This is a genomic window from Moritella sp., assembly GCF_013215705.1.
Taxonomy (GTDB): domain Bacteria; phylum Pseudomonadota; class Gammaproteobacteria; order Enterobacterales; family Moritellaceae; genus Moritella.
Genome location: NZ_JABSQR010000018.1, coordinates 83,865 through 110,809, shown reverse-complemented (window position 1 = coordinate 110,809; position 26,945 = coordinate 83,865). Strand labels below are relative to the sequence as shown.

General features: G+C 40.2%; 25 protein-coding genes. 20 read left to right on the top strand and 5 right to left on the bottom strand.

The window, feature by feature from the left end; all coding sequences use genetic code 11:
• Window positions 1–21 precede the first annotated feature (21 nt).
• From HRT96_RS13525 to HRT96_RS13480, 10 genes are all read left to right on the top strand, one after another.
• Window positions 22–606: a hypothetical protein gene (locus HRT96_RS13525; RefSeq protein ID WP_293157579.1), complete on the top strand. Its 585-nt coding sequence runs from the start codon at window positions 22–24 to the stop codon at window positions 604–606.
• Window positions 603–1,208, top strand: a complete 606-nt coding sequence (locus tag HRT96_RS13520) for a hypothetical protein (RefSeq protein ID WP_293157576.1) — start codon at window positions 603–605, stop codon at window positions 1,206–1,208. Before HRT96_RS13525 ends, HRT96_RS13520 begins: the two co-directional genes overlap by 4 nt.
• Window positions 1,205–1,480, top strand: a complete 276-nt coding sequence (locus HRT96_RS13515) for a hypothetical protein (protein WP_293157573.1) — start codon at window positions 1,205–1,207, stop codon at window positions 1,478–1,480. Before HRT96_RS13520 ends, HRT96_RS13515 begins: the two co-directional genes overlap by 4 nt.
• Window positions 1,473–2,261, top strand: coding sequence for a hypothetical protein (locus HRT96_RS13510; protein WP_293157571.1), 789 nt, complete (start codon window positions 1,473–1,475; stop codon window positions 2,259–2,261). Before HRT96_RS13515 ends, HRT96_RS13510 begins: the two co-directional genes overlap by 8 nt.
• A gap of 2 nt (window positions 2,262–2,263) precedes the next feature.
• On the top strand, window positions 2,264–2,584 hold the full coding sequence (locus HRT96_RS13505; RefSeq protein WP_293157569.1) for a phage tail assembly chaperone: 321 nt from the start codon (window positions 2,264–2,266) through the stop codon (window positions 2,582–2,584).
• Entirely contained in the window at window positions 2,545–3,012 is a 468-nt protein-coding gene (locus HRT96_RS13500) for a structural protein P5 (RefSeq protein WP_293157566.1), read from the top strand. The genes HRT96_RS13505 and HRT96_RS13500 overlap by 40 nt, the downstream gene beginning before the upstream one ends.
• 94 nt (window positions 3,013–3,106) lie before the next feature.
• Window positions 3,107–3,517, top strand: a complete 411-nt coding sequence (locus HRT96_RS13495; RefSeq protein ID WP_293157563.1) for a hypothetical protein — start codon at window positions 3,107–3,109, stop codon at window positions 3,515–3,517.
• Window positions 3,517–3,702, top strand: a complete 186-nt coding sequence (locus HRT96_RS13490; protein ID WP_293157560.1) for a hypothetical protein — start codon at window positions 3,517–3,519, stop codon at window positions 3,700–3,702. Before HRT96_RS13495 ends, HRT96_RS13490 begins: the two co-directional genes overlap by 1 nt.
• 175 nt (window positions 3,703–3,877) lie before the next feature.
• On the top strand, window positions 3,878–4,549 hold the full coding sequence (locus tag HRT96_RS13485) for a 7-cyano-7-deazaguanine/7-aminomethyl-7-deazaguanine transporter (protein WP_293157557.1): 672 nt from the start codon (window positions 3,878–3,880) through the stop codon (window positions 4,547–4,549).
• Between the two features lie 169 nt (window positions 4,550–4,718).
• Entirely contained in the window at window positions 4,719–5,861 is a 1,143-nt protein-coding gene (locus HRT96_RS13480) for a 1-acyl-sn-glycerol-3-phosphate acyltransferase (RefSeq protein WP_293157554.1), read from the top strand.
• Window positions 5,862–5,894: 33 nt separating this feature from the next.
• On the opposite strand, the gene HRT96_RS13475 is transcribed toward HRT96_RS13480, so the two are convergent.
• Window positions 5,895–6,491: a hypothetical protein gene (locus HRT96_RS13475; RefSeq protein ID WP_293157551.1), complete on the bottom strand. Its 597-nt coding sequence runs from the start codon at window positions 6,489–6,491 to the stop codon at window positions 5,895–5,897.
• A 479-nt stretch (window positions 6,492–6,970) separates the two neighbouring features.
• On the opposite strand from HRT96_RS13475, the gene HRT96_RS13470 reads away from it, so the two are divergent.
• Both HRT96_RS13470 and polA read left to right on the top strand, forming a co-directional pair.
• Window positions 6,971–9,799: a carboxypeptidase-like regulatory domain-containing protein gene (locus HRT96_RS13470; RefSeq protein ID WP_293157548.1), complete on the top strand. Its 2,829-nt coding sequence runs from the start codon at window positions 6,971–6,973 to the stop codon at window positions 9,797–9,799.
• A gap of 1,457 nt (window positions 9,800–11,256) precedes the next feature.
• Window positions 11,257–14,052 (top strand): DNA polymerase I, encoded by a 2,796-nt coding sequence (gene polA / locus HRT96_RS13465; protein ID WP_293157545.1) that lies wholly within the window; start codon window positions 11,257–11,259, stop codon window positions 14,050–14,052.
• A gap of 311 nt (window positions 14,053–14,363) precedes the next feature.
• Here the strand turns inward: polA and yihA are convergent, their stop codons facing one another.
• Entirely contained in the window at window positions 14,364–15,044 is a 681-nt protein-coding gene (gene yihA / locus HRT96_RS13460; RefSeq protein ID WP_293157542.1) for a ribosome biogenesis GTP-binding protein YihA/YsxC, read from the bottom strand.
• A gap of 139 nt (window positions 15,045–15,183) precedes the next feature.
• On the opposite strand from yihA, the gene HRT96_RS13455 reads away from it, so the two are divergent.
• From HRT96_RS13455 to HRT96_RS13420, 8 genes are all read left to right on the top strand, one after another.
• On the top strand, window positions 15,184–15,807 hold the full coding sequence (locus tag HRT96_RS13455) for a c-type cytochrome (RefSeq protein WP_293157539.1): 624 nt from the start codon (window positions 15,184–15,186) through the stop codon (window positions 15,805–15,807).
• A gap of 270 nt (window positions 15,808–16,077) precedes the next feature.
• The gene (gene yihI, locus HRT96_RS13450; protein ID WP_293157537.1) at window positions 16,078–16,734 is read left to right on the top strand and encodes a Der GTPase-activating protein YihI; all 657 of its coding nucleotides are present in this window, start codon (window positions 16,078–16,080) and stop codon (window positions 16,732–16,734) included.
• 2 nt (window positions 16,735–16,736) lie between these two features.
• Entirely contained in the window at window positions 16,737–17,198 is a 462-nt protein-coding gene (locus tag HRT96_RS13445; RefSeq protein ID WP_293157534.1) for a DUF2489 domain-containing protein, read from the top strand.
• 95 nt (window positions 17,199–17,293) lie between these two features.
• Window positions 17,294–18,667 carry an oxygen-independent coproporphyrinogen III oxidase gene (hemN, locus tag HRT96_RS13440; protein WP_293157531.1) on the top strand — a complete coding sequence of 458 codons (1,374 nt, stop codon included), beginning with the start codon at window positions 17,294–17,296 and terminating at the stop codon, window positions 18,665–18,667.
• Window positions 18,668–18,922: 255 nt separating this feature from the next.
• Window positions 18,923–19,528 (top strand): HAD family acid phosphatase, encoded by a 606-nt coding sequence (locus HRT96_RS13435; protein WP_293157528.1) that lies wholly within the window; start codon window positions 18,923–18,925, stop codon window positions 19,526–19,528.
• A gap of 149 nt (window positions 19,529–19,677) precedes the next feature.
• Window positions 19,678–20,415, top strand: a complete 738-nt coding sequence (locus HRT96_RS13430; protein WP_293157525.1) for a DNA-binding transcriptional regulator YciT — start codon at window positions 19,678–19,680, stop codon at window positions 20,413–20,415.
• A 136-nt stretch (window positions 20,416–20,551) separates the two neighbouring features.
• Window positions 20,552–22,585, top strand: coding sequence for a permease (locus HRT96_RS13425; RefSeq protein ID WP_293157522.1), 2,034 nt, complete (start codon window positions 20,552–20,554; stop codon window positions 22,583–22,585).
• 403 nt (window positions 22,586–22,988) lie between these two features.
• Window positions 22,989–23,615 carry a PilZ domain-containing protein gene (locus tag HRT96_RS13420; RefSeq protein WP_293157519.1) on the top strand — a complete coding sequence of 209 codons (627 nt, stop codon included), beginning with the start codon at window positions 22,989–22,991 and terminating at the stop codon, window positions 23,613–23,615.
• A gap of 134 nt (window positions 23,616–23,749) precedes the next feature.
• Here the strand turns inward: HRT96_RS13420 and glnG are convergent, their stop codons facing one another.
• From glnG to HRT96_RS13405, 3 genes are all read right to left on the bottom strand, one after another.
• Complete coding sequence (gene glnG, locus HRT96_RS13415; protein WP_293157516.1) at window positions 23,750–25,168, bottom strand: nitrogen regulation protein NR(I); 1,419 nt, start codon at window positions 25,166–25,168, stop codon at window positions 23,750–23,752.
• A gap of 11 nt (window positions 25,169–25,179) precedes the next feature.
• A complete protein-coding gene (gene glnL / locus HRT96_RS13410) occupies window positions 25,180–26,232 on the bottom strand; it encodes a nitrogen regulation protein NR(II) (RefSeq protein WP_293157513.1) in 1,053 nt (350 codons plus the stop codon).
• 103 nt (window positions 26,233–26,335) lie between these two features.
• Window positions 26,336–26,857 carry a DUF4124 domain-containing protein gene (locus HRT96_RS13405; protein WP_293157510.1) on the bottom strand — a complete coding sequence of 174 codons (522 nt, stop codon included), beginning with the start codon at window positions 26,855–26,857 and terminating at the stop codon, window positions 26,336–26,338.
• Window positions 26,858–26,945: the final 88 nt, after the last annotated feature.

The window sequence follows — 26,945 nt, the reverse complement described above, 5'->3', positions numbered from 1 at the left end:
TTAGATTTGGAGGGCTGTTAAATGGGAGGTGGTGGCAGTACTCAAAGTACCAATAAAACAACCAATACCAATACCTCGGGTTCGAGTGCCATTAGTGGTGACAACCTCGGGACTGTGCTGACTGGTGTCAATATTGCGAAAGGCTCAAGCCTTAACATTATGGCCACTGACCACGGCGCAGTAAAAAGTGCGGGTGATATTGCCAAGGCGGCATTACTGAGTAATACCGCTGCGATGAAAGAAGCCAGTGATTTAGGCTCAAAGGCGATTGATGCCAATACTGAAACATTGGGTGCTGCGTTTGATTTTGGCCGTGATGCGCTGAAAGAAAGCAGCAACACGGCGCAAAACGCTATGGCCGAAAATGGCGCAGTCAGTCGTGGTGCCATGGATAACATGCGAAAAAATAGCGAAAGTTCAATGTCAGCGGTTAAAGCAATGGCCTCGCAATCGGGAGAGAACACCCGTGCTGCGTTGGTCATGGCTGAAAATACCGCTAGTCGTAGCCAAATTGGTGCGGCGGGTGAAATGAGTAAAGTCGCTATTGCGGTAGCCGTTGTGCTTGGCGTTGGTTTTACCGTCATGGCGATTAAGGGGGCTAAATGAAAAAGCTAACCTTACAACCCAGTGGAACTAAACGCTTTGCCGTTAGTTCGGCCAAATGGCTGATTGTGCGTGAATCACAAGAATATTTATATATTCGCAGTGATAACGGTGAGCGTATCCGTGTTGATGCGGGGGATACCTTAGATATATCCAGTTTTAAAGAACTGGAAATATCTAATCCACATACAGCCGTTATTAATGCCGTCATTCAATTGGCTAAACATAAAATTATTACTACGCCACCTGCAAAAGTGAAGTTTGCAGAGAGCATGGCGATTAGTGAAATTAGAGCTGTGGTTAATACCAGAACTGAAATTGCACAACGTTTTATTAGCCGCCCTCATATAGAAATTCAACCGAACAGTAAGACCCGTTTGTTTAATGCCTCAGTCGTGCGACTTGAGGCCATTATCCAAAATATCAGCGATGCAGAAACCGAAGCAATGCTAGGTGATAAAGATGTATCAGCGGTGGCGGGTTTACCTGTGTTAGGGGACAGAAAAGCCCCTGCGGGAATGACTATCACGGGCGGTGGTGAATTGTGGGCATATAACAACAGTAATACGGTGTTAAAAATTGCGCTATTGGAGATACACCGATGAGTCAAATGTTACCCCGTAGAACGGTCATTACCTTTGACCCACTTACGGAACATTTAAAAAACTTACAGCCCGATGAAGTAAACGCACTGCAAATGATGCAGGGCGTTTACAGCAATCAGATAGCCCTGACTACTGCGGTTATCTCATTGCAACATCAGGCTATTAATTCAGATGACGATTTGCACGGATTAGCCGATTCAGTCGCAGCCAATACGCTGCCACGGTTAACCCCAATTTGTAACGAAATTAAGGAACATTTAAACAATGGATAATTTCCAAGCCATTGGGCAGTTGGTTATAAAAGCCCAGGACTTATTAGACAGCATCAAAGGCGGCGCAATCCGAGCGATGCAAACAACCTTTGATACCTTGGTTAATACCAGTAAAACTACATTGGATAATTTTATCACTGCTCAATATGGCCGTGTTAGCAGTGTTTTAAATGACGTACACGGTGAATTACCACATGTGCTTTTAACGCGTAATCAAAGACTCGAAGTCGTTAACGATTCTTCAATTCTCGGCATGAGAACACTTTATTGTGAAGAACTGACCGTTACTAAAGAGGCGATTATTTATGCCGGCAGTGGAAATGATACTGATTTTACGGGCAAAGGTATTGCAGCTGATTTTAGAGCAAATGTTATTGGTAATAGCTATGTGAATAGTTCGTTTACCATACTGCGCGTTAAGTTTAGACGCTCTGCAAATACCCATCCTAGTCGCTTAGATAATTTTTTTGCACGTGGTAATCATCAAGGTGCGATGACGGGTGCGGCGATTGTTAAAGTTATTTCAGGTTCATTAACCGGATGGGCAAGTCAAATCAGTCATGGCAACGGATGGGAAACGAGAGGCGCTCAAGCTAAAGCGACGTCTAGAGCGGGAAACCTTAGCGGTGGAATTGGTCATGGTTCAATTAATTTAGGCGATAACTCTATCCCTAATGATGAAGGTGAATTCTTAATTTGTCTTTATGGCGTGGTTAATGGCGTTGTTGATTTTGACCGTTGGGGTGTATTCCCTGAGTTAGATAAAAGTTGGAGAGCATAATCATGATTGTATTAGTTGGTAATAAACAAATTGCTGTTGTGGGTGGCTTAATTTCAATTTCAGAAGCTGTGAGTATGTTACTTGATGATGTCAGTGAAAGTGATGTGACATTGAAATTCTCTGATTTCACTGAAGTACGACAAGCGCGTGAGCCTCTTTTAAAATCTGCAGACGACCTTATTAATGCGGCAGAAGATAAAAGTGTTGATGTGACACCATTTCGCCAATACCGCCAAGCACTGCGCGATATTCCACAAACTTTTAACGATGCACAGGACGTGGTATGGCCAACAAAACCATCATTGTCGCAAGCATCTGTTTAATTGGGGGACTTAGCTACATGACCTATAAAGCAACTTTACCGCTTGGCGTAAAAAACAATAACCCGCTTAATATTGAATATAACAAGCGCAATGATTGGAACGGCCAGTTAAGTAATAACGGCGAACGATTCGCCCGTTTTAAAAATCCCGCTTACGGTTTTAGAGCCGCGGCGAAAGTGCTGCGCTCTTATGCTCGACAGGGTTTCACTACGCTTGAGCAAATGATTAATCGCTTTGCCCCAAGCCATGAAAACGATACTAACCTGTATGCGAAAAATGTCAGCGATTGGACGGGCATTGCGCAAAGCCAAGTTGTTAACGTTAATGATGATGCTGAATTAGCTAAAGTTATTCACGCTATGTCACGCATGGAAGTCGGTAAATACTACGGCTTAACCATGGCGCAAAAAGGGGTAGCGATGGCATGACCAAGACTGACTATAAAAATATAGCGATAACAATTGTGGGCGGCGTAGCTGCCGCTTATTCAATTAAATATCTTAAGCAGTGGGGACTTTTATAATGTTTACATTATTAACAGCCTTAGTGACTGGCGGGTTTAGTGCGTTCAATGCAGTACGTAAAAATAAGGCCGATGAAATTAAACAAGACGGCGTATTAAAAGCTGCTATTTCTGAGGCAAAAGCAAAACGAGTCGCGCAAGGTGACACGAACGCGGCCAAGCTGGATGAAATTAGTCTTAATGGACGTGGCTGGAAAGATGAATATTTATTATTACTGACCACTGCGCCGTTAATTCTGTGTTTCATTCCTGATTATGCCAATTACGTGTCTTTGGGTTTTGATTCATTGGATAAAGTACCGGAATATTACTGGTATGGCTTGGCGATGGTTTATATCGACACCTTTGGATTTAGACGGATGTTACGCACGGCCATGGAACAATGGGTAAATAAACGGGCGGTGCTGTAATGGATTTTCCTGCTATTTCCCTGCTAAACAGCCTCGGCATTAATCCGATTGTCGTTTTTACTTGTTGGGTAGGCTGGCAATTAGTCAAAGTAAGCAAAGGTATTCAAAACACCTTAACCGCGCATGATAAACGCATTGATAAAGTGGAATGGGAACAAGAACGCGCACAGACAAAAGCTAAATAAAACAAAAAGCCATTGAATAACGCTATTTAATGGCTTTTTTTATATCTGAAATATAATTTTATTGAATTGAAGGTCAGCTTTTGTATAATGCCCGTCCGCCTCCTTTCACTTGAAAAAGGCGGATACAATTTGCATGGGTTCCCTAACCCCATGAATTTAACTAAAAAGGTTTATTATGCGTGAATTAACTGCAATGCAGACGCGTCAAGCGTTGATCTGTCTCTCTTGTTTTCATATTTTAGTGATCACAGCGAGCAACTATCTAGTCCAACTGCCAATCAATATATTTGGTTTCCACACCACGTGGGGAGCATTTACTTTTCCGTTTATCTTTTTAGCGACCGATCTGACTATTCGAGTATTTGGTGCTGGCATGGCGAAACGCATTATTGCGCAAGTTATGCTACCGGCATTGTTGGTCTCGTATGCGTTATCTGTGGTGTTCTTTGAAGGTAGTTATCAGGGGTTCGCTGGTTTAAGCGAGTTTAATAGTTTTGTTGGCCGTATTGCGCTGGCAAGCTTTTTGGCTTATTTATTCGGACAGGCGCTGGATATTGTTGTTTTTAATCGTTTAAGACAATTAAAAAAATGGTGGGTTGCACCAGTATTATCAACGGTATTTGGTAATCTAATTGATACTATCATTTTCTTCGCCGTGGCATTTTATCAAAGTGCCGATCCGTTTATGGCGGCTAACTGGGTTGAAATTGCGACGGTTGATTATGGGTTTAAACTGCTGATCAGTTTGATAATATTCTTACCACTTTATGGTGTGTTATTAACCAAACTGGCACGTGTTATTACATTCGAAGCGAATATAACAGCAAATGCTCCGCTGCAAAATTGAGTTAATGTAACTTAGTTTTGCTCGAGGGCGAAAGGCGCTAAACTTACTCACCTATAAGTGTAAAGTTTAGCGCCTTTTTGTTTTAGTACAGTAATGTATTCGTAGTTTAAGGTATAATCGCCAGGTTTGAAATTTTACGTTTTTAATTTACACGCAATTGAGGTGCCGAATGGCAACAGCCGTGGGTTTATATGATGATATTCGTCCTTTTAATGATGACGAAATAGCAAGTGTTGTTGAACGCTTAGTTAACGATAACGAATTTATTACTGCGATCGCGCATTTCCAGTTTCCGCGCTTGATCAAGCATTTTAGCTGGGTGATATTCCCAATGATCCGCATGGCTCTGCGCCGTAAATGTCGCAACATCACCAGTGTGAGTGAAATACAGCACGAAGTGATCGCTTATATGCAAAAAATGATTGCGAACACCACCACTCAGGTTACCTTTAATGGTACCGAGAAGTTGGATAAAGATAAGAATTATTTATTCATTTCTAATCACCGTGATATTGCCATGGATCCGGCATTTTTAAACTGGGCTTTGCATCACCATGGTTTTGATACTGTGCGTATTGCGATTGGTGATAATTTATTGAAAAAGCCATTTGTATCCGACTTGATGCGCTTAAATAAAAGTTTCATCGTCAAACGTTCAGTCAAGGGTGTACGTGAAATGATGGCCGCATTTAAGTCATTATCGGGTTATATTGCGCATTCAATACAAACGGAGCAACAGTCGATTTGGATTGCTCAAAAAGAAGGTCGTGCTAAAGATGGCAATGACCAAACGGATCCTGCGATTTTAAAAATGATGTATATGCATGGTAAGGGCCAGAAAATCAGCTTTCCAGAATACATGAAATCATTAAATATCGTGCCCGTGACTATCTCTTATGAATACGATCCAAACGATGCGGCGAAAGCCAATGAGCTTTGTCAATTAGCAACAGCTGGTGAGTATAATAAAGCTGAATTTGAAGACATCGACAGTATCGTGCAAGGTATTAACGGTTTTAAAGGTCACGTTAATATTACTTTTGGTGATGTCATTGTCGATGATATTGCTGATGCGAATGAATTGGCTGAGCGTATCGATCAAACGATAGATACGAATTACTACCTGCATGCGACTAATTTATTAGCTGCTGAGCAATTATATGCAACTGCGGCATATAAACAAGCGGCAAGTAGCGTGTCTGCAGAGCAACGGGCTAAATTTGCTGCACACTTGCAAGCAATACCGGCCACGTTACATGCCACTGTGCTTGCTGGTTATGCTAAGTCAGTCGAGAAACAGTTAGGAAAATAATCATAATCAGAGATAGCCTCAGGTTATCTCTGATTAAAATGTTTTTCGTAGCCCCAAATTAAATCCTAATGCATTAGCTTCAGTGGTGATCGCAATATCGGTAAACTGATAGTCTAAGCCAAATCCCCAAGCCACCGCAGTATTACTATCTTCAAACGTCATATTGTTATAGACAGAATTTTGATCTTGGAGTTGATATTGCCAAGCGAAATGGTCAATACCTGACGTTGCATATACAGTGAAGGTATCGTTAATCGCATAATTTAGCTTAATAACCAGTGAGGCTGCGTAAGTTAATTTACCCTCTCTGATGACATAACCACTGTTATAATCATCAATGTGTTGCTCGCCCTTTAAACCAAAAGACAATTTACTTTCTGCCGCAATGGAAAAATCACTGTTATCTAACCATGTAGGCGCAAATTGATGCCCCAACAGTATATAACCGCCAGTCGTCGCAAAAGATGCATTTAATGCGACAGGGTCTAGGTAGCTAACACCGAGTGAATAATAATTTTGGCTGATTTTATTTTCTATTTGTTCAGCTGCAATGCTACTTTTTACTTGCTCAGCACTAATGCCACTTAGTGGAAAACTCAATATAAGCAAACCGATTAGATATCTTTTCACAATAAATCCCGTCTATGTCTAATAAAACAGCTTTATCTTAGCGTTTACTGTGATGCGCGTTGTATTAAATTTATTTTATATTGCTGCAGCTCAATTGCTGAGAGTAGGTAACTTTATCATGAGCTAAGTATGGAGTTTCATGCTTATGAGTGAGGGTTATTACCTTTTCGGATAACGTCTGGGAGCATTCATAGTTAATCACTCATTAAAAATAATTAACCCTAGGGTTTATGTGACAACCTGTTACTAACTGGTATTGTTTCAATCAACAGCTTAGTTAGGCTTAAACAACCTGTTTATCATGGTCACTTGGTTGTAAACGTTTAATTAAATTATCTTTAGACTCATGTTATTAGCACTTTTCATCAATTTATTTTCAACATTTTTTCATATTGATCAAATTCGTTATTTCTTCAGAATAACGCTTTAAATTACCGAAAAATATCAATCTTGATTAATTGTTTTAAAGGAATGAAACGATGATAATAAGTAAAAAAACACTGCTTTCAACAGCGGTTAAAGCGGCATTAATTGGTGCGATCACTATCCCTATGGTTGGTTGTGATGATGCTGAAACTTACAATCAGCAACAGTATGTTGAAGCTGAATCAAATTTTGTGCAGCAACAACGCCAGCAACTGGTTGGTAATGTGCAAGGTGTGGTACTGGATTCAAATGGTAACCCACTAGAGGGCGCTAATGTGTCTATCGGTACGCAAACGACAACAACGGATGCGTTAGGTTATTATGCATTTTCTGATGTTGCTGCGGTGAATGTAGCGTTAAATGCAGATAGTAATGTATTGGCTGCAGTGCCATTAGTGATCAGTGTTTCTGCTGAGAGTCACTTAGGTGGTCGCACTCAAGCTTCGCCAACAGCTATTTCAGATACTTTGCAATATGTTTATATCGACGGTTTTACGGCTCAAGCAAAAAACTTATATTTACCCGAATTAACGGCGTCAGTAAAAGCGACATTACGTAGTAGTGTAACGGGTGAAGCGATTGCTAATCAAAAAGTAACGCTTGAATTCGTTGGTGTTGACGAAGGTCTAACAAGTAATAATAATGACGGTGATGGTGAATTTTCTGATATCGCATCAACTTATTTCGCTGTAACTACTGATGCAAACGGTGCATTTGTGGCTGAAAATTTACCAGCTAATTCAAGCTTTAATGTGTTAGTTGAAGATTATCGCGTTGATGGTGAATCAATACTAGATGAAACCGGTGACGTAAGCATTATTGTAGCTTTAACTACGGGGAAAGAAGCAATTGTCTCGAACTGGGGTGAGATTTTTGTAACAAGAGAAGTTGTTGCAGATGAAATTCATCCGTTTGTAATTAATATTGAAAAAGCATCATCTGCAGGGGTTCTAGCAAAAGGAGAAGATGGTACTGCGCTTAAAGGCGGCTTAGTATTTTATTTTTCTGAATCTGTTAGTGTTTTGAACACAACTGCAGGTGGGTTAGACGAGAGTACTATTAAAGTCGTTTTCAAAAATTCGGACGGTACAAGTAAATATGTAACTGCAACGAGTATTATCACAAATAATTCTATCCAGTTGAACTTAGCGCAAGCGATTCTTCCTGGGCAGGAAGTTTATGTGTACTTTGAACGTGCGGATTTTGTGGATGCGAGTGAAAATGAATTAGTGGAAGATGATTCTGGTACTGGCAACGCATTTGATGAAAATGATGTAAAAGATCAACTAGCGCTTAATGATAAATATATCAAGTATACATTAACAGGTTATGAAGCTTCAGCGGAACTAGCTGGCGATCTGACGATAATTCAAACATTTGCTGACACGCTAGAATTTTCGGAATTGAGTACGCATAATGCGGCGCTTGTTACTGTTGCGGATTCTCATTCAATTGAACAACTGAATGATAATTCAGGTCATACTCAAACGTTATTAAAAGCACTTGCTACTCAACTAGTGACAGTATCTGGTGTTGATGGACCTGTATCGAATGTATTAGTGACTACAACCGCAAGAGTTGTAATTAACCTCCCTGATAATACGGCTTTCGCTTTTATTAATGTAACAGATGAAGAGGGTGACTCAGTTGGTTCTGTTATTAGAACTGAAGATGGAACTCTTACTTCTACTACTGTAGATAATATTACTACTTCTAATATTGAGAGCGATGATACAGTATTTTATATCAGTGACACTGCACCAGGGCATATTGTGACGGTTACTGCAACGGATGTATTTGGTGTTGTAGGTGTACCAGCATCAACACAGCTTGTTGACAAAGTTGCACCAACGACTGTTATTCAAAATTCATACCTTGTTGACGTTGCTGGTAACCTAGTCACAGGTGTTTCAGCTTCCAATGTGGAAATTGATGGTGGTCAGAATGTAACATCTGGTGTTACTGGTAGTCTTGGTTATCCATACATTACACTTGCTCCTGCTATTTTAGACCTAGAGACTCTAGTGGCTGATGATAATGAGACTTCTAACTCTTCAGGTGCAAGTGTCTATGATCAGGGTGAGTTCACCGCATGGGAAGGAAGCGATATCGTAACTGCAGTAGCTTTCTCTGAAAATATAAGCTGGAAAACAGGTGCACCAACACAAACTGCTGTAGCGAGTTTAACTGAGACTTTATTGACTTCATTTGATATTGTTAATGGCGTGCCTGCTAACGGTAACGGTGGGGGCGTTGATAACTCTGTAGCACAAGATTTTGTTACCTTTAACGTAAATAATATCTTTACGCTTGCAAACGATAACCATGGTGCAGAATTATCGTTTGATGGTTTAGTGATTGATTCAAACGGTATTGATGCATCAGCGGCTAAAGTTGTTGTTCGTGATGCCTTACCTCCGATGATTGCAAGTGCAGTGTTCAGTGGTAGATATACCGATAATGTTGTTCCTGCTGATATTACGGACACTCGGAAGTTAGTTATAACCTTTAATGAAGCTATATCCCCTAAAGCTAATTATACAGCAACAACTGAACCGTCTGTCTTTAGAATGGTACTTGATGGCAAAACATATTCAACAGATACAGCAGATACAGCAGATGTTGATATAGATGCTTCTGATATTGAGTTTGGTGCTTACAGCATTACTCTTGACGTTGAACATTTAGATTCATCGTATAGCGTGGATTATACCGCTGCGGAAGCTTTGGAAGGTCAGGCTATTACAGATCTTAAAGTTAACATCGCTGACCTACATGGTAATTCAGGTGATAGTCAGTATGGTAATACTTCATATAACTATAATGGCAACACTGATGAATTAATGTTTAAAGTAAATAATATTACTATTGCTACACAGTAAGCTTATATATCTAAACACCAAACCCAGCCTCGGCTGGGTTTTTTATTACCTGCAAAAAATAATATAAAGAAATATACTTTCTTAGCGAATAAAGCTTGCAAACGCTAATGAGAATGATTACTATTAACTTGTTCTTCAGGAAGTCAGTATTTATTTCGGCAGGACAAGACATTGCTCACATTGCTTCCGGGTTAATTTTAATCCATTACTCCTTGCAGGGTAAACCGAATTTTTTCGGGCCGGTAGATCAAACTTCTTATCCCTCGATAAAAGTGAAGTTTGATTAATACCGGCTTTTTATTTTCTGCTGCTTTATAATTCCAACGCTTCTGTATTAACGCGCTATTCTCGATTATCCGCATCACTTTACGCCGTCAGCTATTCTGTGTTTCAGTCTTTGAACATGATACTAAATGAGGCTTTTATATTTTTGTGATTAACTGCAATTATGTTGGTTTTATATAAATAAACACTTGCAAACGCAAATGAGAATCGTTATTATTAACTTGTTCTTCAGGAAGTTAGTATTTATTTCGGCAGGACAAGACATTGCTCACATTGCTTCCGGGTTAATTTTAATCCATTACTCCTTGCAGGGTAAACCGAATTTTTTCGGGCCGGTAGATCAAACTTCTTATCCCTCGATAAAAGTGAAGTTTGATTGATACCGGCTTTTTATTTTCTGCTGCTTTATAATTCCAACGCTTCCGTATTAACGCGCTATTCTCGATTATCCGCATTGCTTTACGCCGTCAGCTATTCTGTGTTTCAGTCTTTGAACATGATACTTAATGAAGCTTTTTTATTTTTGTGACTAACTGCAATTATTTTAGCTTTATATAAATAAACACTTGCCAACGCAAATGAGAATCGTTATTGTTAACCTGTTCTTCAGGAAGTTAGTATTTATTTCGGTAGGACAAGACATTGCTCACATTGCTTCCGGGTTAATTTTAATCCATTACTCCTTGCAGGGTAAACCGAATTTTTTCGGGCCGGTAGATCAAACTTCTTATCCCTCGATAATAGAGAAGTTTGATTGATACCGGCTTTTTATTTTCTGCCATAAATCATTCTTTATTAACATAAATCAAACATTCCAATACTTACCTAGTGTATTATTTTTAATCATCATGACTTCTTTTTGCACATAAAATACCGTGGTGTAAGATTCTTTTCCACATATTCTAAAATCGTTAGATAACTTTGGATCTTACGGGTTGTTCGTGTAAGTGGTTGTTATTAACTGATTTTTAGTTGTTGCGATTAAGATCTTTATAGATTTCCTATTTTTTTGATCGTCATTGTTAACAGAGTTATCCACAGTTAGATCAAGATCTATGATCGAATGGTTAAGATCTGATCGCGAGATATATTTTAATCATCAACATAGCGTGAATTCGCGGCTTGTGGCATGCTTAGTCTATCCATCATTTAATTCATTGAGTTTAATTTTTATGTCTACGATCCCTAACAATCCCCTTGTGCTTGTCGATGGCTCTTCGTATCTGTTTCGCGCTTTCTATTCGCCTCCGCATTTAACTAATGCTGAAGGTATGGCAACGGGCGCTGTGTATGGTGTCGTTAACATGTTAAAGAGTTTATTAACCCAGTTTGACCCTAGCCATATCGCGGTGATCTTCGATGCCAAAGGTCCGACCTTCCGTAATGAAATGTACTCAGAATATAAAGCTAATCGTCCACCGATGCCGGATGATCTCCGTTGTCAGATCGAGCCTGTGCATAATGCTGTTAAAGCATTGGGTTTGCCGCTGATCTGTATTTCGGGTGTGGAAGCCGATGATGTGATCGGTACGATCGCCAAACAAGCCAGTGCCGAAGGTCGGGCTGTTTTGATCAGCACCGGTGATAAAGATATGGCGCAGTTGGTTGATGAGAATGTCACGCTGATCAACACCATGACGGATACCGTGTTAGATCCACAAGGCGTTGAAGAAAAATTTGGTGTGCCGCCAGAGTTGATCATTGATCTGTTAGCTCTCATGGGTGATACGGCCGATAATATTCCGGGCGTACCGGGTGTCGGCGAAAAAACCGCATTAGGTCTATTGCAGGGATTGGGTAGTATTAAGGATATCTACAAAAACTTAGAGGGCATTGCCCCTTTAGGTTTCCGTGGTTCGAAAACGCTGGCTAAAAAGATGATCGAACATCAAGACAGTGCAGAAATGTCTTATGCATTAGCAACGATCAAGCTCGATGTTGAAACGGGTGTAACCCTTGATGATCTGGCGATCGCAGAAACAGATACCGCTGCATTGGCTGAGTTATACCAGCAGATGGGCTTTAAACGTTGGTTAGCGGCGTTATTAGATGGTGCTGATGCAACTAAGCATGTGTATGCGGGTAAAGCAGCAAAATCGAGTTCAGCGGCAAGTGAGTCTGACAGTAATGACGTTGTTGCGCCTTGTACAATTGATCGCAGTAATTATGAAACGATTTTAACCCAAGCCGATTTTGATCGCTGGTTAGAGAAGTTACAAAAAGCCGATCTGTTTGCGTTCGATACTGAAACCACCAGTCTTAATTATATACAAGCTGAGTTAGTGGGTCTGTCATTTGCCGTGGCAGAAGGCGAAGCCGCTTATTTACCGGTTGCACATGACTACATTGACGCACCTGAACAATTAGATCGAGACCATGTATTAGCGTCATTAAAAACATTGCTTGAAGACAGTAATGCCAAAAAAGTTGGCCAAAATTTAAAATACGACAAATCAGTGTTAGCAAACTACGGCATTAACTTAGCGGGTATTGCGTATGACACCATGATTGAATCGTATGTTTATAACAGTATTGCCACGCGCCATGATATGGACAGTTTAGCGGATAAATACTTAGGGCATAAAACCATTAGCTTTGAAGAGATCGCCGGTAAAGGTAAAAAACAATTAACCTTTAACCAGATTGAATTAGAGCAAGCGTCACCGTATGCAGCAGAAGATGCCGATGTTACGTTACGCTTACACAATGTATTGTGGAAAAAAATTGAAGCAGAACCAACATTAGTGGCGTTGTTTAACGAAGTTGAATTACCACTAGTCAGTATTTTATCGACTGTTGAACGCCAAGGTGTATTGATTGATAAATCAAAACTTGATGCGCAAAGTGTTGAACTCGGAGCGCGTATGTTGGAGCTGGAAGCTAAAGCACACGAAATTGCCGAGCAACCATTTAACCTAAGCTCGCCAAAACAACTGCAAGAAATTCTATTTGTGAAAATGGAATTGCCGGTGATTAAGAAAACGCCAAAAGGTGCCGCGTCGACAGCAGAAGACGTGTTACAAGAACTGGCACTCAATTATCCATTACCAAAAATCATCTTAGAATACCGCAGTTTAAGTAAACTGAAATCAACCTATACCGATAAACTACCTACCTTGATTGAAGAAAAAACCGGGCGGGTACATACCTCTTATCATCAAGCGGTTACTGCGACTGGTCGTTTATCATCAAGCGATCCAAATCTACAGAACATTCCTGTTCGTGCCGGTGAAGGTCGACGTATTCGTCAGGCATTTATTCCTGAAACGGGTTATAAATATGTCGCTGTGGATTACAGCCAAATTGAATTACGTATTATGGCGCATTTATCCCAAGATAAAGGGCTGCTAACGGCGTTTTCGGAAGGTAAAGATATTCACCGCGCAACAGCAGCGGAAGTATTCTCTGTTGAGCTTGATGCAGTCACTAGTGATCAACGTCGTAGTGCCAAAGCGATTAACTTCGGGCTTATTTATGGCATGAGTGCATTCGGCTTAGGTCGTCAGTTAAACATCCCACAGAAAGAAGCCAAGCAATACATGATGCGCTATTTCGAGCGTTACCCGGGTGTATTAATCTACATGGACGAAACGCGTAAAGTAGCTAAAGATAAGGGTTATGTTGAAACGTTATCGGGTCGCCGTTTATATCTACCAGAAATTAACGCGCGTAATAAAATGCGCCAAATGGCGGCGGAACGTGCGGCGATCAACGCACCAATGCAAGGTACCGCATCTGACATTATCAAAAAAGCGATGATTAATGTTGCCGGTTGGATGGAGACTGTAGAAACAGATTCTATTCGTATGCTTATGCAGGTGCACGATGAATTAGTCTTCGAAATTAAAGCAGAACATGTTGAAGCGTATGTTGTGAAGATCAAAGAACTGATGGCTGCGGCAATGTCGTTAGATGTACCACTGCTTGCTGAAGCGGGTGTGGGTGATAACTGGGATGAAGCGCATTAATGTCTAATGAAGCGCTAAAGCAGCGCTAATCGACTTCAATTATTATATTAAATATGAAATTAAAACCAGTCTTAAGGCTGGTTTTGTTGTTTTTATACATAAAATAACGCTCCAGGTGCGCCCTGTCACAAAAAATGTAACTAAATAACGTTTTTTACTTTCGGTGGAAATAAGTTTGCCGTATATTAACGGGGTAGGGTATGGAGGTTCGAAATTATGTTTCAAACCTTTTGTTTCAAATTGAATTTATTATTCATCGCCACGTCACTTTTTGACGAGGCGTTTTTTTTGCCTAAAATTCAGTGTTTGAATTAGTCTTCGTCAACGTAGTCAACATCGCTATCTTCAAACGCTTCATCGTCGTCACTGGCAATGTTTGTTGCAGGTTCCAAAGCATACCATTCGCATAGTTTGTTTTTAAGCACATCGATACCGGTATGTTTCAATGATGAGAAGGGTGCTACTGTTACGTCACCACCAAATTCTTTTACCGCTTCTTTGACTTCTTTAACTGTTTTACTGCGCACGCCTTGTTTTAACTTATCTGCTTTGGTTAATAGCGCCATCACTGGGATCTCAGAGTCGACAGCCCACAGAATTAATTGTTTATCTAAATCTTTTAATGGGTGACGAATATCCATTAATACCACGATGCCTTTTAATGACTGACGTTTTTGTAAGTATTCACCTAAGGCTTTCTGCCATTTCTTCTTTACTTCAAAAGGTACTTTAGCAAAACCGTAACCCGGTAAATCGATGAGGCGTTTGCCCTCTTCGATTTCAAATACGTTAATAAGTTGCGTTCGGCCAGGGGTTTTACTGGTTCTTGCTAAGCTTTTTTGGCGTGTCAGCGTGTTCAATGCACTTGATTTTCCTGCATTAGATCGCCCTGCGAAAGCAATTTCAATGCCCGAATCATCTGTTAGGTGACTAATGTCTGGCGCACTAATCCTAAACGCAGCGTTTTCGAAGTGTATCTTTTTGTTATCCAATCTAATATCTCTCATTGAAATTGTGTTAAATGATTACTTTTTTTTGAAAATGTGTAAAATAGTCAAATAGAATAATAATAAGTGTAACATGTCACGCCGTGACATGGGATCGGAAGCTGAAAATAACAAGTGGAATGCTATGAAAAGTCTTGTCTTATCTTTTGCAATGTTAATCGGATTAATGGGTACCGCTCAAGCTGCAGGGGATGTAGCTGCGGGTGAAGCCATTTCCGCTACATGTGCAGCGTGTCATGGTGCTGATGGTAATAGTCCAGTCAGTATCTATCCTAAGTTAGCGGGGCAAAATGCGTCGTATATTGTTAAGCAGTTGAAAGATTTTCAACTGGCGATGCAAACCGGTGGTGAAAAGGGTCGTAATGATCCAACCATGATGGGTATGTCGGCAATGTTAACTGAACAAAACATCCAGGATCTTGCGGCGTTTTATGCGTCGAAAACCATGAAACCTGAAGAAACACCTGAAGATGTGGTTGCTGCTGGAGAACGATTATATCGTGGTGGCGATCTCGAACGTGGCATCACGGCTTGTGCCGCATGTCATGGTCCACGTGGTAACGGCAGTGAAACGGCTAAGTTCCCGAAAATATCTAGCCAACATGCCGATTATATTAAAGCGCAACTAGAGAAATTTAGCAGCCAAGAACGTGCAAATGACCAAAACGGCATGATGCATGATATCGCATATAAAATGAAACCAGCAGATATGGAAATTATTTCTAAATATCTAGGTGGTCTTCACTAATCATTTTTGTTTAGTGAGTGCATTTTAATATCGTCAAAAACTCAGCTTCGGCTGAGTTTTTTATTTTCATCTTATCTAAATTATCTTTTTTCTTCCTTGCTTTTTTGGTAGTCTGCGCTCACTTAAAGAATTGCCTACTTATGTCCTTAATAAAGATCGGTAAATTGACTATCTTTAAATAAGGCGAAATACGATACCCACTAATCAACAATGTTGTAAACAAGCTTATTGTGAACCTTGTTATTAGACAGATTTAAAACAGAGAAAACTATGACTCGTAAAAGAAAAGAACGTTCAGGCGGCCCGTTGGCTATTGCTAAATCAGATCGTAAAAAACGTGAAACCAATACCCAAGCGGTAGAAGCGCGCAAGCACAAACGTTTAAAAAAGCGTAAAGGTTTAGCATCAGGTAATAAAACCACTGAAGCTGTAAAAGGTAAAAAAGGCACGGGTGGTTCACGTAAGTCGGGCGATCCAAGAGTGGGCAGTAAAGCTCCGATTCAATTGCTAACGACACCGACGCCAGTTGCACAACCTGCGATTATTAAAGTGAAACAACCGAAAGCTGAAGTTAAGTCTGTTGCACCAGTATTAACGTTTGAGCAAGAGTTAGACAAACTAGAAAATGATGCACGCTTAAGTGGTCTATTACTACGTTTAGATAACAATGAAGTGTTAAACAGTGATGACCAAGCCTATGTCGATCAAGGTGTGGAACGCCATCAATTCTTACTTGAAGAACTTGGCTATGCTGATGACGAAGAGTTTGAAGAAGATTACGACGAAGATGAGTGGGATGAAGAGATGATGGCTGAACTTGATGCTAAATCACTGCAAACTAATCATGAAAAATTATCGGAAGATGAGTTGTATGAACGTTTCTTAGCAACAGAGAAGAAGTTAAAGAATAACGACGCAGAGGACTAATAATGCAAGCGAGTTGGATGATATTAATGGGCATCGGATGCCTGATCATTCTGGCATTATCAGTGTATGCGGGACGTTTACTGTATCGTGTGAAAGCACAGCAAGTGCAGCAGCTAAATCAACAAAATGAAGCCATTGCTGCACGTAAAGTCCGTATCACTGAAAGTGTACAGATCATTGCCAAAGCGATGGGACGTGAAGAATGTGACCTGTCAGAAGGCACTATTCGTATCAGTAAATTATTGGCGGCTATACCTGCTGCAGAACCTGTTGATTGGGTGCTGCAATATCCTGATTTACATGCGTTTTATGATAAGGTAAAACATATGCCAATCATGGATGCTCGCAGTGAAATATCAAAAAAAGCACGTATGCAATTTGATTTAGATCGTTTTCGTTTTGAAGGTGAATATGCAGAACGTGTGCAAAAAGACGTAGCCCGCTTAACAACGTTTGAATGTTAATAAATAACGGTGTTAATCGGTAATATTATGATGTAAGACAAACGGCATGATGTTTATTTTCGGCATACTGCCGTGATATGTCTTAGGGGATGAATATGCTAAATCAAAAATTAGTCTGGGATCAGGCTATGATCGAAAAATATAATTACAGTGGTCCAAGATATACATCTTATCCAACTGCGTTGGAATTTGATGAAGCTTTTGGTTATCAAGACTTTCGCTTTGCTTGCGACGAGACACCAGATAAGCCGTTGTCATTGTATGTGCATATTCCTTTCTGCCATAAGCTTTGTTATTACTGTGGTTGTAATAAGGTTATTACTCGCCATCGACATAAAGCCGATCAGTACCTTGATGTACTCGAGGCCGAGATCAAGCAACAGGCACCATTTTTCAAAAATCGTAATGTATCGCAATTACATTGGGGTGGTGGTACACCAACATTTTTAACGCAGCCACAAATTCAACGTTTGATTGATGTGCTACGTGACAGCTTTAATTTTGATGATGATGCAGAAATTTCGATTGAAGTTGACCCGCGTGAAATTGAACTGAGTACTATCGATTTATTAGCTGAAGTTGGTTTTAATCGTTTAAGTCTTGGTGTGCAAGATTTTGATAAAAAAGTGCAAGTTGCAGTAAACCGTGAGCAGGATGAAGAATTTATTTTTGCGATCATTAAACGGGCACACGAACTCGGTTTTAAATCGACCAATATTGATTTAATTTATGGCTTGCCACATCAAACCAAAGCAACCTTTCATAAAACCTTAGAGCGTGTGCTTGATTTAGATCCGGCCCGTTTAACCGTGTTTAATTATGCGCATTTACCAAGCTTGTTTGCTGGTCAGCGTAAAATGAAAGAAGAAGATATGCCGTCGCCTTCTGATCGTTTAGCTATCTTAGAAGATTCGATTGCATTTTTAACTGACAACGGTTATCAATTTATCGGTATGGATCATTTTGCAAAACCGGATGATGAGCTTGCGGTTGCACAGCGCAACGGGATATTACACCGTAACTTCCAAGGTTATACCACTCAAGGTGAAAGTGATTTATTGGGTTTAGGTGTATCATCAATTAGCCAAATAGGTAATGCCTATTCGCAAAACCAAAAAGAGCTGAAAAAATATTATAAGCAAGTGGACGAACTTGGTCATGCGCAATGGCGTGGCGTTGGTTTGAATGAAGATGATTCTATTCGTCGTGCTGTGATCAAGCAATTGATGTGTAATTTTGAACTTGATATGGACAAAATTGCAGAGACATTCAACCTTGATTTTGCCACTTACTTTGCTGAAGACATGGCATTATTACAAACCTTCATTAACGATGAACTGGTTATTATTGAAGGCAATATGCTACAAGTAGCGCCGAAAGGTAAACTATTGATCCGTAATATTTGCATGTGTTTTGATGTGTATTTACGTCAACGTGCACGTCAACAACAGTTTTCTCGCGTGATTTAATTCCCGCAGAGAGATTAAATAATAATGAGGCACCTAAGGGTGCCTTTTTAATGCCTGTTTGCATGTAATCATTACGGTTTTAAGGAAAATAGTGCTCTAGATTTTCTGACTATTACGTTAGTATTGGATACCTGATTTCATAGAAGTTAAATATACATAACTTGGTATCTATGTAATATTGTTCTTCAGTTTATGTCATTTTATTTTATATTGTTTATCAGAATATAAAAGATCACAAAATATGGAAATACGCCTATGAAAGCGATAGTCATTGATATTGATGATACGGTATTAGATTTTGGTTCTCGGTTACGTGAGTTTGTTAATCACCAATATAATAAAAAAGTGACTGGTAAACCCTTAGCATGGGATTTATGCGAATGGTTAGGTGTTAAAGAAGGTCAAGATGTTAAAATATTAAAAGAGTTTGCATCTAGTTGGCAGTTTGGTGCATTAGATGCGCTGCCTGGTGCTTCGCGAATTCTAACTAAACTAATCCAAGAAGGTTATGATATTTTTTGTATTACCGCGTGTAGTCGTGACCCTCAGGTGGAAGCGCTGCGTCGAGCAAACATGTATCATTGCTTCGGTAATATTTTTCAAGATATATTTTTTGTTGAGTTTGGTGAGTCAAAAGCGACTTATTTAAACAAGATTAAGCAGACGCATGAGATCCATGCTTTTGTAGATGATAAATATGATAACTTGCTGGATGCGAAAAATGCTGGGGTTGATAATTGCATTATGATAAAACAACCGCATAATAAAGCGTTCAGAGAAAGAGTAACGAGTGCACACGACTGGTATGAAATTTCCTATATCATACAAACGTGGCATGAAAAAACATGGTCGGTACAATAAGCTAAACTTAGTATTAGCGATGAAGCTCTCAGTTATACTATGTATTTGAGTGTTTCAATTTGTAGTTTTAATTAGTACTTATGACTTTCAGGTGAAAGTGGTACTATCTGTTTAATAGGTAACTTAAATTGTGTGGGATATGAGCAATCATGCAGCAACGACATACTGATATTATTAATCTTGTAAATGAAAAGGGACGTGCTTCTGTTGGCGAAATGTCGACTAAGCTGGGTGTTTCAGAAGTTACGATCCGTCATGATCTGAACAAGTTAGAAAAAGAAGGTTTCATCCGTCGTGTTCATGGTGGTGCTACTCCACATAATACCGATAACGTGTCTCATCGTATTACGGTTAATTATGAACACAAGCGTAAAATGGCGATGTGTGCAGCAAGCCTTGTTGAACATGGTGAAACCGTGATGATTGAAGGCGGTAGTGCGAATGCATTACTGGCTAAAGAATTAGGTAAACGTAGTGATGTTACTATCATTACACCAAGTAGTTACATTGCCCATTTAATGAAAGAAACTGATGTTAAGATCATCGTGTTAGGTGGTCTTTACCAACATGAAAGTGAAAGTATGGTAGGTACCTTGACGCGTCTTTGTATCAAACATACTCACTTTACCAAAGCCTTCTTAGGCATCGATGGTCTGCATCCAAATACCGGTTTTACCAGTCGTAATATGATGCGTGCTGATGTTGGTGTGGCTATTTTAGAGAAAGGTGCACAAAATATTGTTATCACTGACTCTTCTAAATTTGGTCAAGTGCACAATACGCCATTATATCAATTCGATCAGGTTGATATGGTCATTACTGACGAAGATGCGTCGTTAGAATATGTACATTTATTAGAAAAACATAACATTAAAGTTATAAAATAATTCTCCTCTACGGCTGATTAAAGCTATTTTTTATTAATGCCAGCCAGAATTGTTATAAGATAACAATTCTGGCTGGCATCAGTCACGGCTGTTATGTTATATTATAACACCTGTTTACTGACCTCGTGTTTATACCATGTCTTTACTTTTATTTCTGAGCATCGCGACGCTCTTCCTTGGCCCTTATTTATGTAAATTTGTCGGTTCTAAATCTGATCGTTTTGCTTTCTTTGATAGTTTTATCTTTGTTTCCATTGGCGGTTTGGTGTTATTCCATATCTTGCCTGAATTACTGGAAAGTGGCGGTATTGCCGTTCTCGGACTGATGCTCGTTGGCTTATTTGGCCCGGGTATGGTAGAAAAAATATTCCATAAAGTCGCAAAGCAAACTCATTCTATTACCTTGATATTAGGTGTGTTCGGTCTTGTATTACACGCGCTCACCGATGGTGGTGCGCTGGCGATTAGAGATGATCAAACGGCTTATTTATTGGCAATCGGTGTGGTACTGCATCGTTTTCCCGTTGGTCTTACCGTATGGTGGCTGTTACGTCCGCATTATGGCAGGGCGTTACCGCTAGCGGTATTAACGGCGATGTCAGTAGCAACGGTTGCCGGTACTTGGCTAGGTGGAGAACTGATTGCACATGATAGTGGTAACTGGTTGATCTGGTTCCAAGCGTTAGTGATGGGTTCTATTCTACATGTGGTATTTCATCAGCCGTATAAGCAGGAACATGGTGAAGAAACTCAACGTGATAAATTTGCCGCTGGTACGGGGAGCTTGATTGGTGCTATCTGTTTACTTGCGGTATTACTGCCACATTGGTTAGGTTATGCGCCGCATGATCACGGTTCGGAAGACGTGGCCGTTGTATCACAAACGACGATATCACAAATGACGGTTTCATCTGCGTTACACGCGGATGACCACGCAGGACATGATGAGCATGTAGGGCACGATGAGCATGTAGGGCACGATGACCATGTAGGACACGATGACCATGTAGGACACGATGACCATGTAGGACACGATGACCATGTAGGACACGATGACCACGTCGGACATGATGATCATGTAGGACACGATGACCACGTAGGACATGATGACCACGGTAATGAAACAGCTGAAACCTTATTACGATTTGTGAGCTTGTCGTTACATGCGGCCCCCGCATTATTGTTTGCTTATATCCTGACATGGCTGATTAACTTTGTGAAACCTGCATTCAATCTGGTTGGCCAATTACGCAGTACTGGCCCAGTCGCTGGCGCATTAAAAGGCACACTGATTGGTTTACCTCTGCCGATCTGTATTCCAGATGCATCAAGCATGTATAAGCAGTTGATTAAAGCGGGCTGCGGCTCTGCATTAGCAGTGTCATTTTTGGTGGCGTCGCCTGTGATAGGGTTTGATGCATTACTTATTTCATTGCCGTTATTAGGTGCTGAGTGGGTTGGTATTCGTTTAGTGATGGCGATTATTTTAGCGGTAACCTTGGGTTTATTGATTGGGTTATTGTTTAAGAAAGATGATTCAAATACCAAAATATGTGCGACACCTGAACAGCTAAAACAATCTACATCGCGTTTGAAGCATGCTTTTGAACATGGCTTTGCGCATTTAATTGATCACACCGCGCCTTGGGTATTGTTTGGATTAATTGCCGCTGCAACATTTACTCCGACGATTGGTTGGCAGTTTTTACAGCAAGAACCTTGGTTGCAAGTGGTTCTCGCGATCTTGATCGCGTTACCTTTTCATTTTTGTGCGACGGGTATTACCCCTGTATTAGCGATTATGCTTATTGCTGGCGTATCGCCAGGTGCTGTTGTTGCCTTTAGTTTAGTAGGACCAACGCTTAATTTAGATTTATACCGCTTTATTAAAGATAACCAAAGTAAGCACATCGCAATAGCGGTGGTGATGGCGATTGTCACTGTAGCCTTGTTATTGGGTCTGGGAATTATGTATTGGGTACCTGAATTACCCAAACCTTGGTTAACACTAGCACCACATTGGCAAGATGATTGGTGGCGTTATTTAAGTTTAGTCATTGTGACGATTCTATTTGCGATAAGTATTTTACGTCGCGGTGCGCGTAGCTTTATGTTGGAATTATTACCGCATAGTTTTAGACATGCCAAACCGCACCATCACCATCATTAGATTGTAATATCAATCTTGTTTCTATGGATGCTACGTCGATTGTGTAATCGACGCTCGTAACGAGAACAGTGATTTGATTGACGTTGCCGCCGCTCATGGCGGTGACGTTGCTCTATGATAAACTCACCTGCTATTTCTATCGTGTCGATGACATTGATTCCTTGATTTACAGCGTCTTGCTTTGCGTCCATGCTTGGCCTACTTGTTATGCTATAGAAATAGCGCCTTGTTAACGCTCGATTTTATGTCTTAACTTCAATCTTACGGTTTTTATATTTGCAAGGTTAAATTAGTTCTGGTTTACTAAGGTTAGTATAATTAAGTGTAAATTTAGTACCAATCATTGGTGAATTTTGTATGACGGATAAGGATATTTGTATGCAAAAGCATAAAAGGTTATGTCATGCCAAAAAAAATTAGCGATGTATTAACCCAAGATGAACTCAGTTTATTACAGGAAGTGATTGATAGTCAGGATGATGATGAGCATCACGATGTGTTTATATCGCATATATCTAAGCAGATGCTGAGCCGATTGACTGACTCTGACGATATTGTACTGGTGACATCGAATCAAAAGGAAGAGTTTCGTTTTCCGTTATATCTGGTGAGTGATGGTTTTCATGGTGAGCTAAAAGAGTTAGGACCACCGGATATTATTGATCATAACGGTAGTGAAGGACGTTACTGGCGGTTAGCTGATCCGCGAGGGGTAAAAATATTTGACCGACAAGGTGAAACATTACTTGGCGCGGTGATGAATATTTCAACGTCGGGTTTGTTTATGTTGTGCAGTGCGCAACAATTCTCGTCTATCGACTTTAATTTAAAGGATGGCGATAATCTGCGTTTTTATTTAAAGATCCCGCAGCGTGGTTTTCATTTGGTTGAAGCGAGAGTGGTACGGATTGAAAATGAACATAATAATGGCAAAGGACTGGCACTAAATTTTGATATTAACAATGAACTTGAGTTGATATTGCATGATTATATTATTGAGTGCCATGATTCATCGACTGCATCAGACTAGCAGTTGATTACAGTCAATTAACTGCGATAAGAATGATGATTGATTGATTTCGCTTAACCCCGTCATCATCAGTGCATGCTGTCACGTCGAGTGATAATGACGGGGTTAATTAACGCTATCTATTAACGATATAATTAATTGATATCGAGTTCTTTTAACTTACGGGTGAGGGTATTTCTGCCCCAGCCTAGCAGTTTAGCAGCATCTTGCTTATGACCCTGAGTATACTCCAATGCCGTCTGTAACATGATACGCTCAAAATCTGGCATTGCCTCCGCAAGAATGTCGCTGTGTCCTGAGGCGAGTTGTTGTGCTGTCCAGGTTTTCAATTGGCTGCGCCAATCGCCATGTAGAGCACTGCCAGGACTGTTGAGTTTAGTCGGTTTTTCATCGGTAATTTCATGTGGTAAGTCAGCAATAAACACTTCTTGGCCGCTGGCCATCACGGTTAACCAGCGACAAATATTTTCGAGTTGGCGGACGTTACCGGACCAGTGGTGATTGGCTAAGTAAGTTTCAGCTTCTTTACTGAGTATTTTGGTTTCGACACCGAGTTCTTTACCCGCACTGATCAAAAAGTGATTGGCCAATTTAGGAATATCTTCACGACGTTCATTAAGTGACGGAATATGGATACGAATGACATTCAAACGATGAAATAAATCTTCACGAAAACTACCATCCGCCACTTTCTGTTCTAAATTTTGGTGCGTGGCGGCAATGATACGTACATCGACACTCACTGGCGAATGACCACCGACACGGTAAAATTGACCATCCGACAATACCCGCAACAGTCGGGTTTGAATATCAATCGGCATATCACCGATCTCATCTAAAAATAGCGTACCACCATTGGCTTGCTCAAAACGGCCATTACGCACACCTGCGGCACCGGTAAATGCGCCTTTTTCATGGCCAAATAGTTCTGATTCAATTAAGTCTTTGGGGATAGCAGCCATGTTTAAAGCAATGAATTCGTTGTTTACGCGTGGGCTGTGTTTGTGTAACGCTTGTGCGACAAGCTCTTTCCCCGTGCCAGATTCACCATTAATTAACACACTGATAGAAGAACGCGATAATCGACCAATAGCGCGAAACACTTCTTGCATGGCCGGTGCTTCGCCAATAATTTCAGGCACTGGTTCTACTTTATTATTTTTACGGCGATTTTTAGTTTGTTCTTTGGCATGGGTTACCGCGCGGGTGGCTAAAGATACAGCTTCATCAATATCAAATGGTTTTGGCAGGTATTCAAATGCGCCGGCCTGATAAGCGCTTACCGCGCTATCTAGATCGGAGTGCGCAGTCATGATGATGATCGGCAGGTCAGGATGAGTGGCGTGCACTTTAGCCATTAACTCTAGTCCGCTCATTTTGGGCATGCGAATATCAGAAATAATAATATCTGGTTGTTCGAATTCGAGTTTGTTTAATAAGGCATGCGCATCACTGAATGCAGACGTTTCAAACTGTTGTGATTTTAATGCTTTGTCGAGAACCCAGCGGATTGAACTATCGTCGTCGACAATCCAAATTGTAGATGTTGTCATAGTCTAATCCTTTATTTTCTTAGTGGCAGATAAATGGCAAATTCGGTATGACCAGGCCAACTATGGCACTCAATTTTACCTTTATGTTGTTTAATCAGGTTTTGAGCAATAGAAAGGCCGAGTCCGGTGCCACCTTCACGTGCAGTGACCATCGGGTAGAACAGGGTATCTTTAATATGTTCAGGAATACCTGGCCCGTTATCGATGATTTTTATTTCAACACATAAGCGATATTTCTGTCCCTGAATATTCACTTGATGTGCTGTTCGAGTAATGATTTTTATCGAGCCATGACCTTTCAGTATTTGAATGGCATTGCTAATGATATTCAGTAGTGCTTGTTGTAATAAGTCCGGCTCCATCTCAAAATCAGGGATGGATGGATCGTAATCTCGCTCGATAATAATGCCAGTTGGTAAATCAAACTCGACTAATTGTTTTACTTTTTCAATCACGGAATGAATATTTAAAATAGTTTGTTTACCGGGCTTTTGTGGCCCTAATAAACGGTCAACAAGGGCCCGTAATCGATCGGCTTGTTCGATGATAATACCAGTGAATTCTTTTAATTCAGCGGTTGGTAACTCTTTTTCAAGTAATTGGGCTGCGCCACGCAGGCCACCCAATGGATTTTTAATTTCATGCGCTAAACCACGAACGAGCTCTTGTGCAGCTTGTTGTTGGACGTGTTGATAAAGCTCTTGACTGATTTTTTTTTGTAAATCAATTTGCCTTGCTTCAATCAAAATACAGGTCTCGGAATCAAAAATCGTCAAGGTTGCTGATATTTCGACTAACAACTGGCGATCATCAATCACTAATGATACTTCATTGTCAGTAAATCCTTGCCCGGTTTTTATCGTACTTGCCAGTAATGAAAGGTCTAAGCTTGTGTGTTCGATAATGTCGGTTATCTTGATATCGAGTACCCGGCTGGCACTGGAGCCGAGTAGCTGCTCAGCGGCTGGATTAAGATATTTAATATACAGATCATGATTAAGCACGAATACCGACGAAATTAAGTTATTCAGTAATGATTGTTGGGGTTCTGGGATCATTATCATGACATTTCCTTATTAGGATCAATATCCCGCTACAGATTGCACTAGTTTGGTGCTAACTCTGAAATATTACTGTACAGCGTGATAAAATTAAAGCAGTAATGAGTTAGTTGGCCTTAAAACGATGCAAATAAACAGTAATTAACTCTGATGATGCAATTACCTTGCCTAAATTATTAATTATTTGTAGCTGTAATGTATGTGTACCCATGGGTACCTGACTGACCTTAAATTGGTTGTCTATTTGTTCGCTATGGATCACGCCATCAATTAATAAGCGAATATTTAAACCGTAGGTTAGTGTGGCACTGAGTGTGGCTGATACTGTTATCTCACCGCTATTACTGCGTATGGTTTGCTGATCGATAGGACTGTTAATACTAACGCCAATCGGTATTAAAGGCATGTCAGTATTACTTGCATTTGCAGCACTTGCTTCTGGTGTTCTTGACTGAATCAGTGATGCTATAGATGGCGGTGTGAGCTTCACATCAATTTCTGTGGCAGATTCAGGTTTACTTTCATCATCAGAAAAATGGGTAATACCTTGTTCATCAGTCCATTGATAAATAGCTGATACACTCGGGTAGCTTGATAATAATAATATTAATAGCATCATGTGTTTCATTACGACATCCTGTCTTTTGATTACTTGATTTATATAGTTATTTTCACCCAGTTATATAAAATTAACAAATAAAAAACCCGCTTATTAG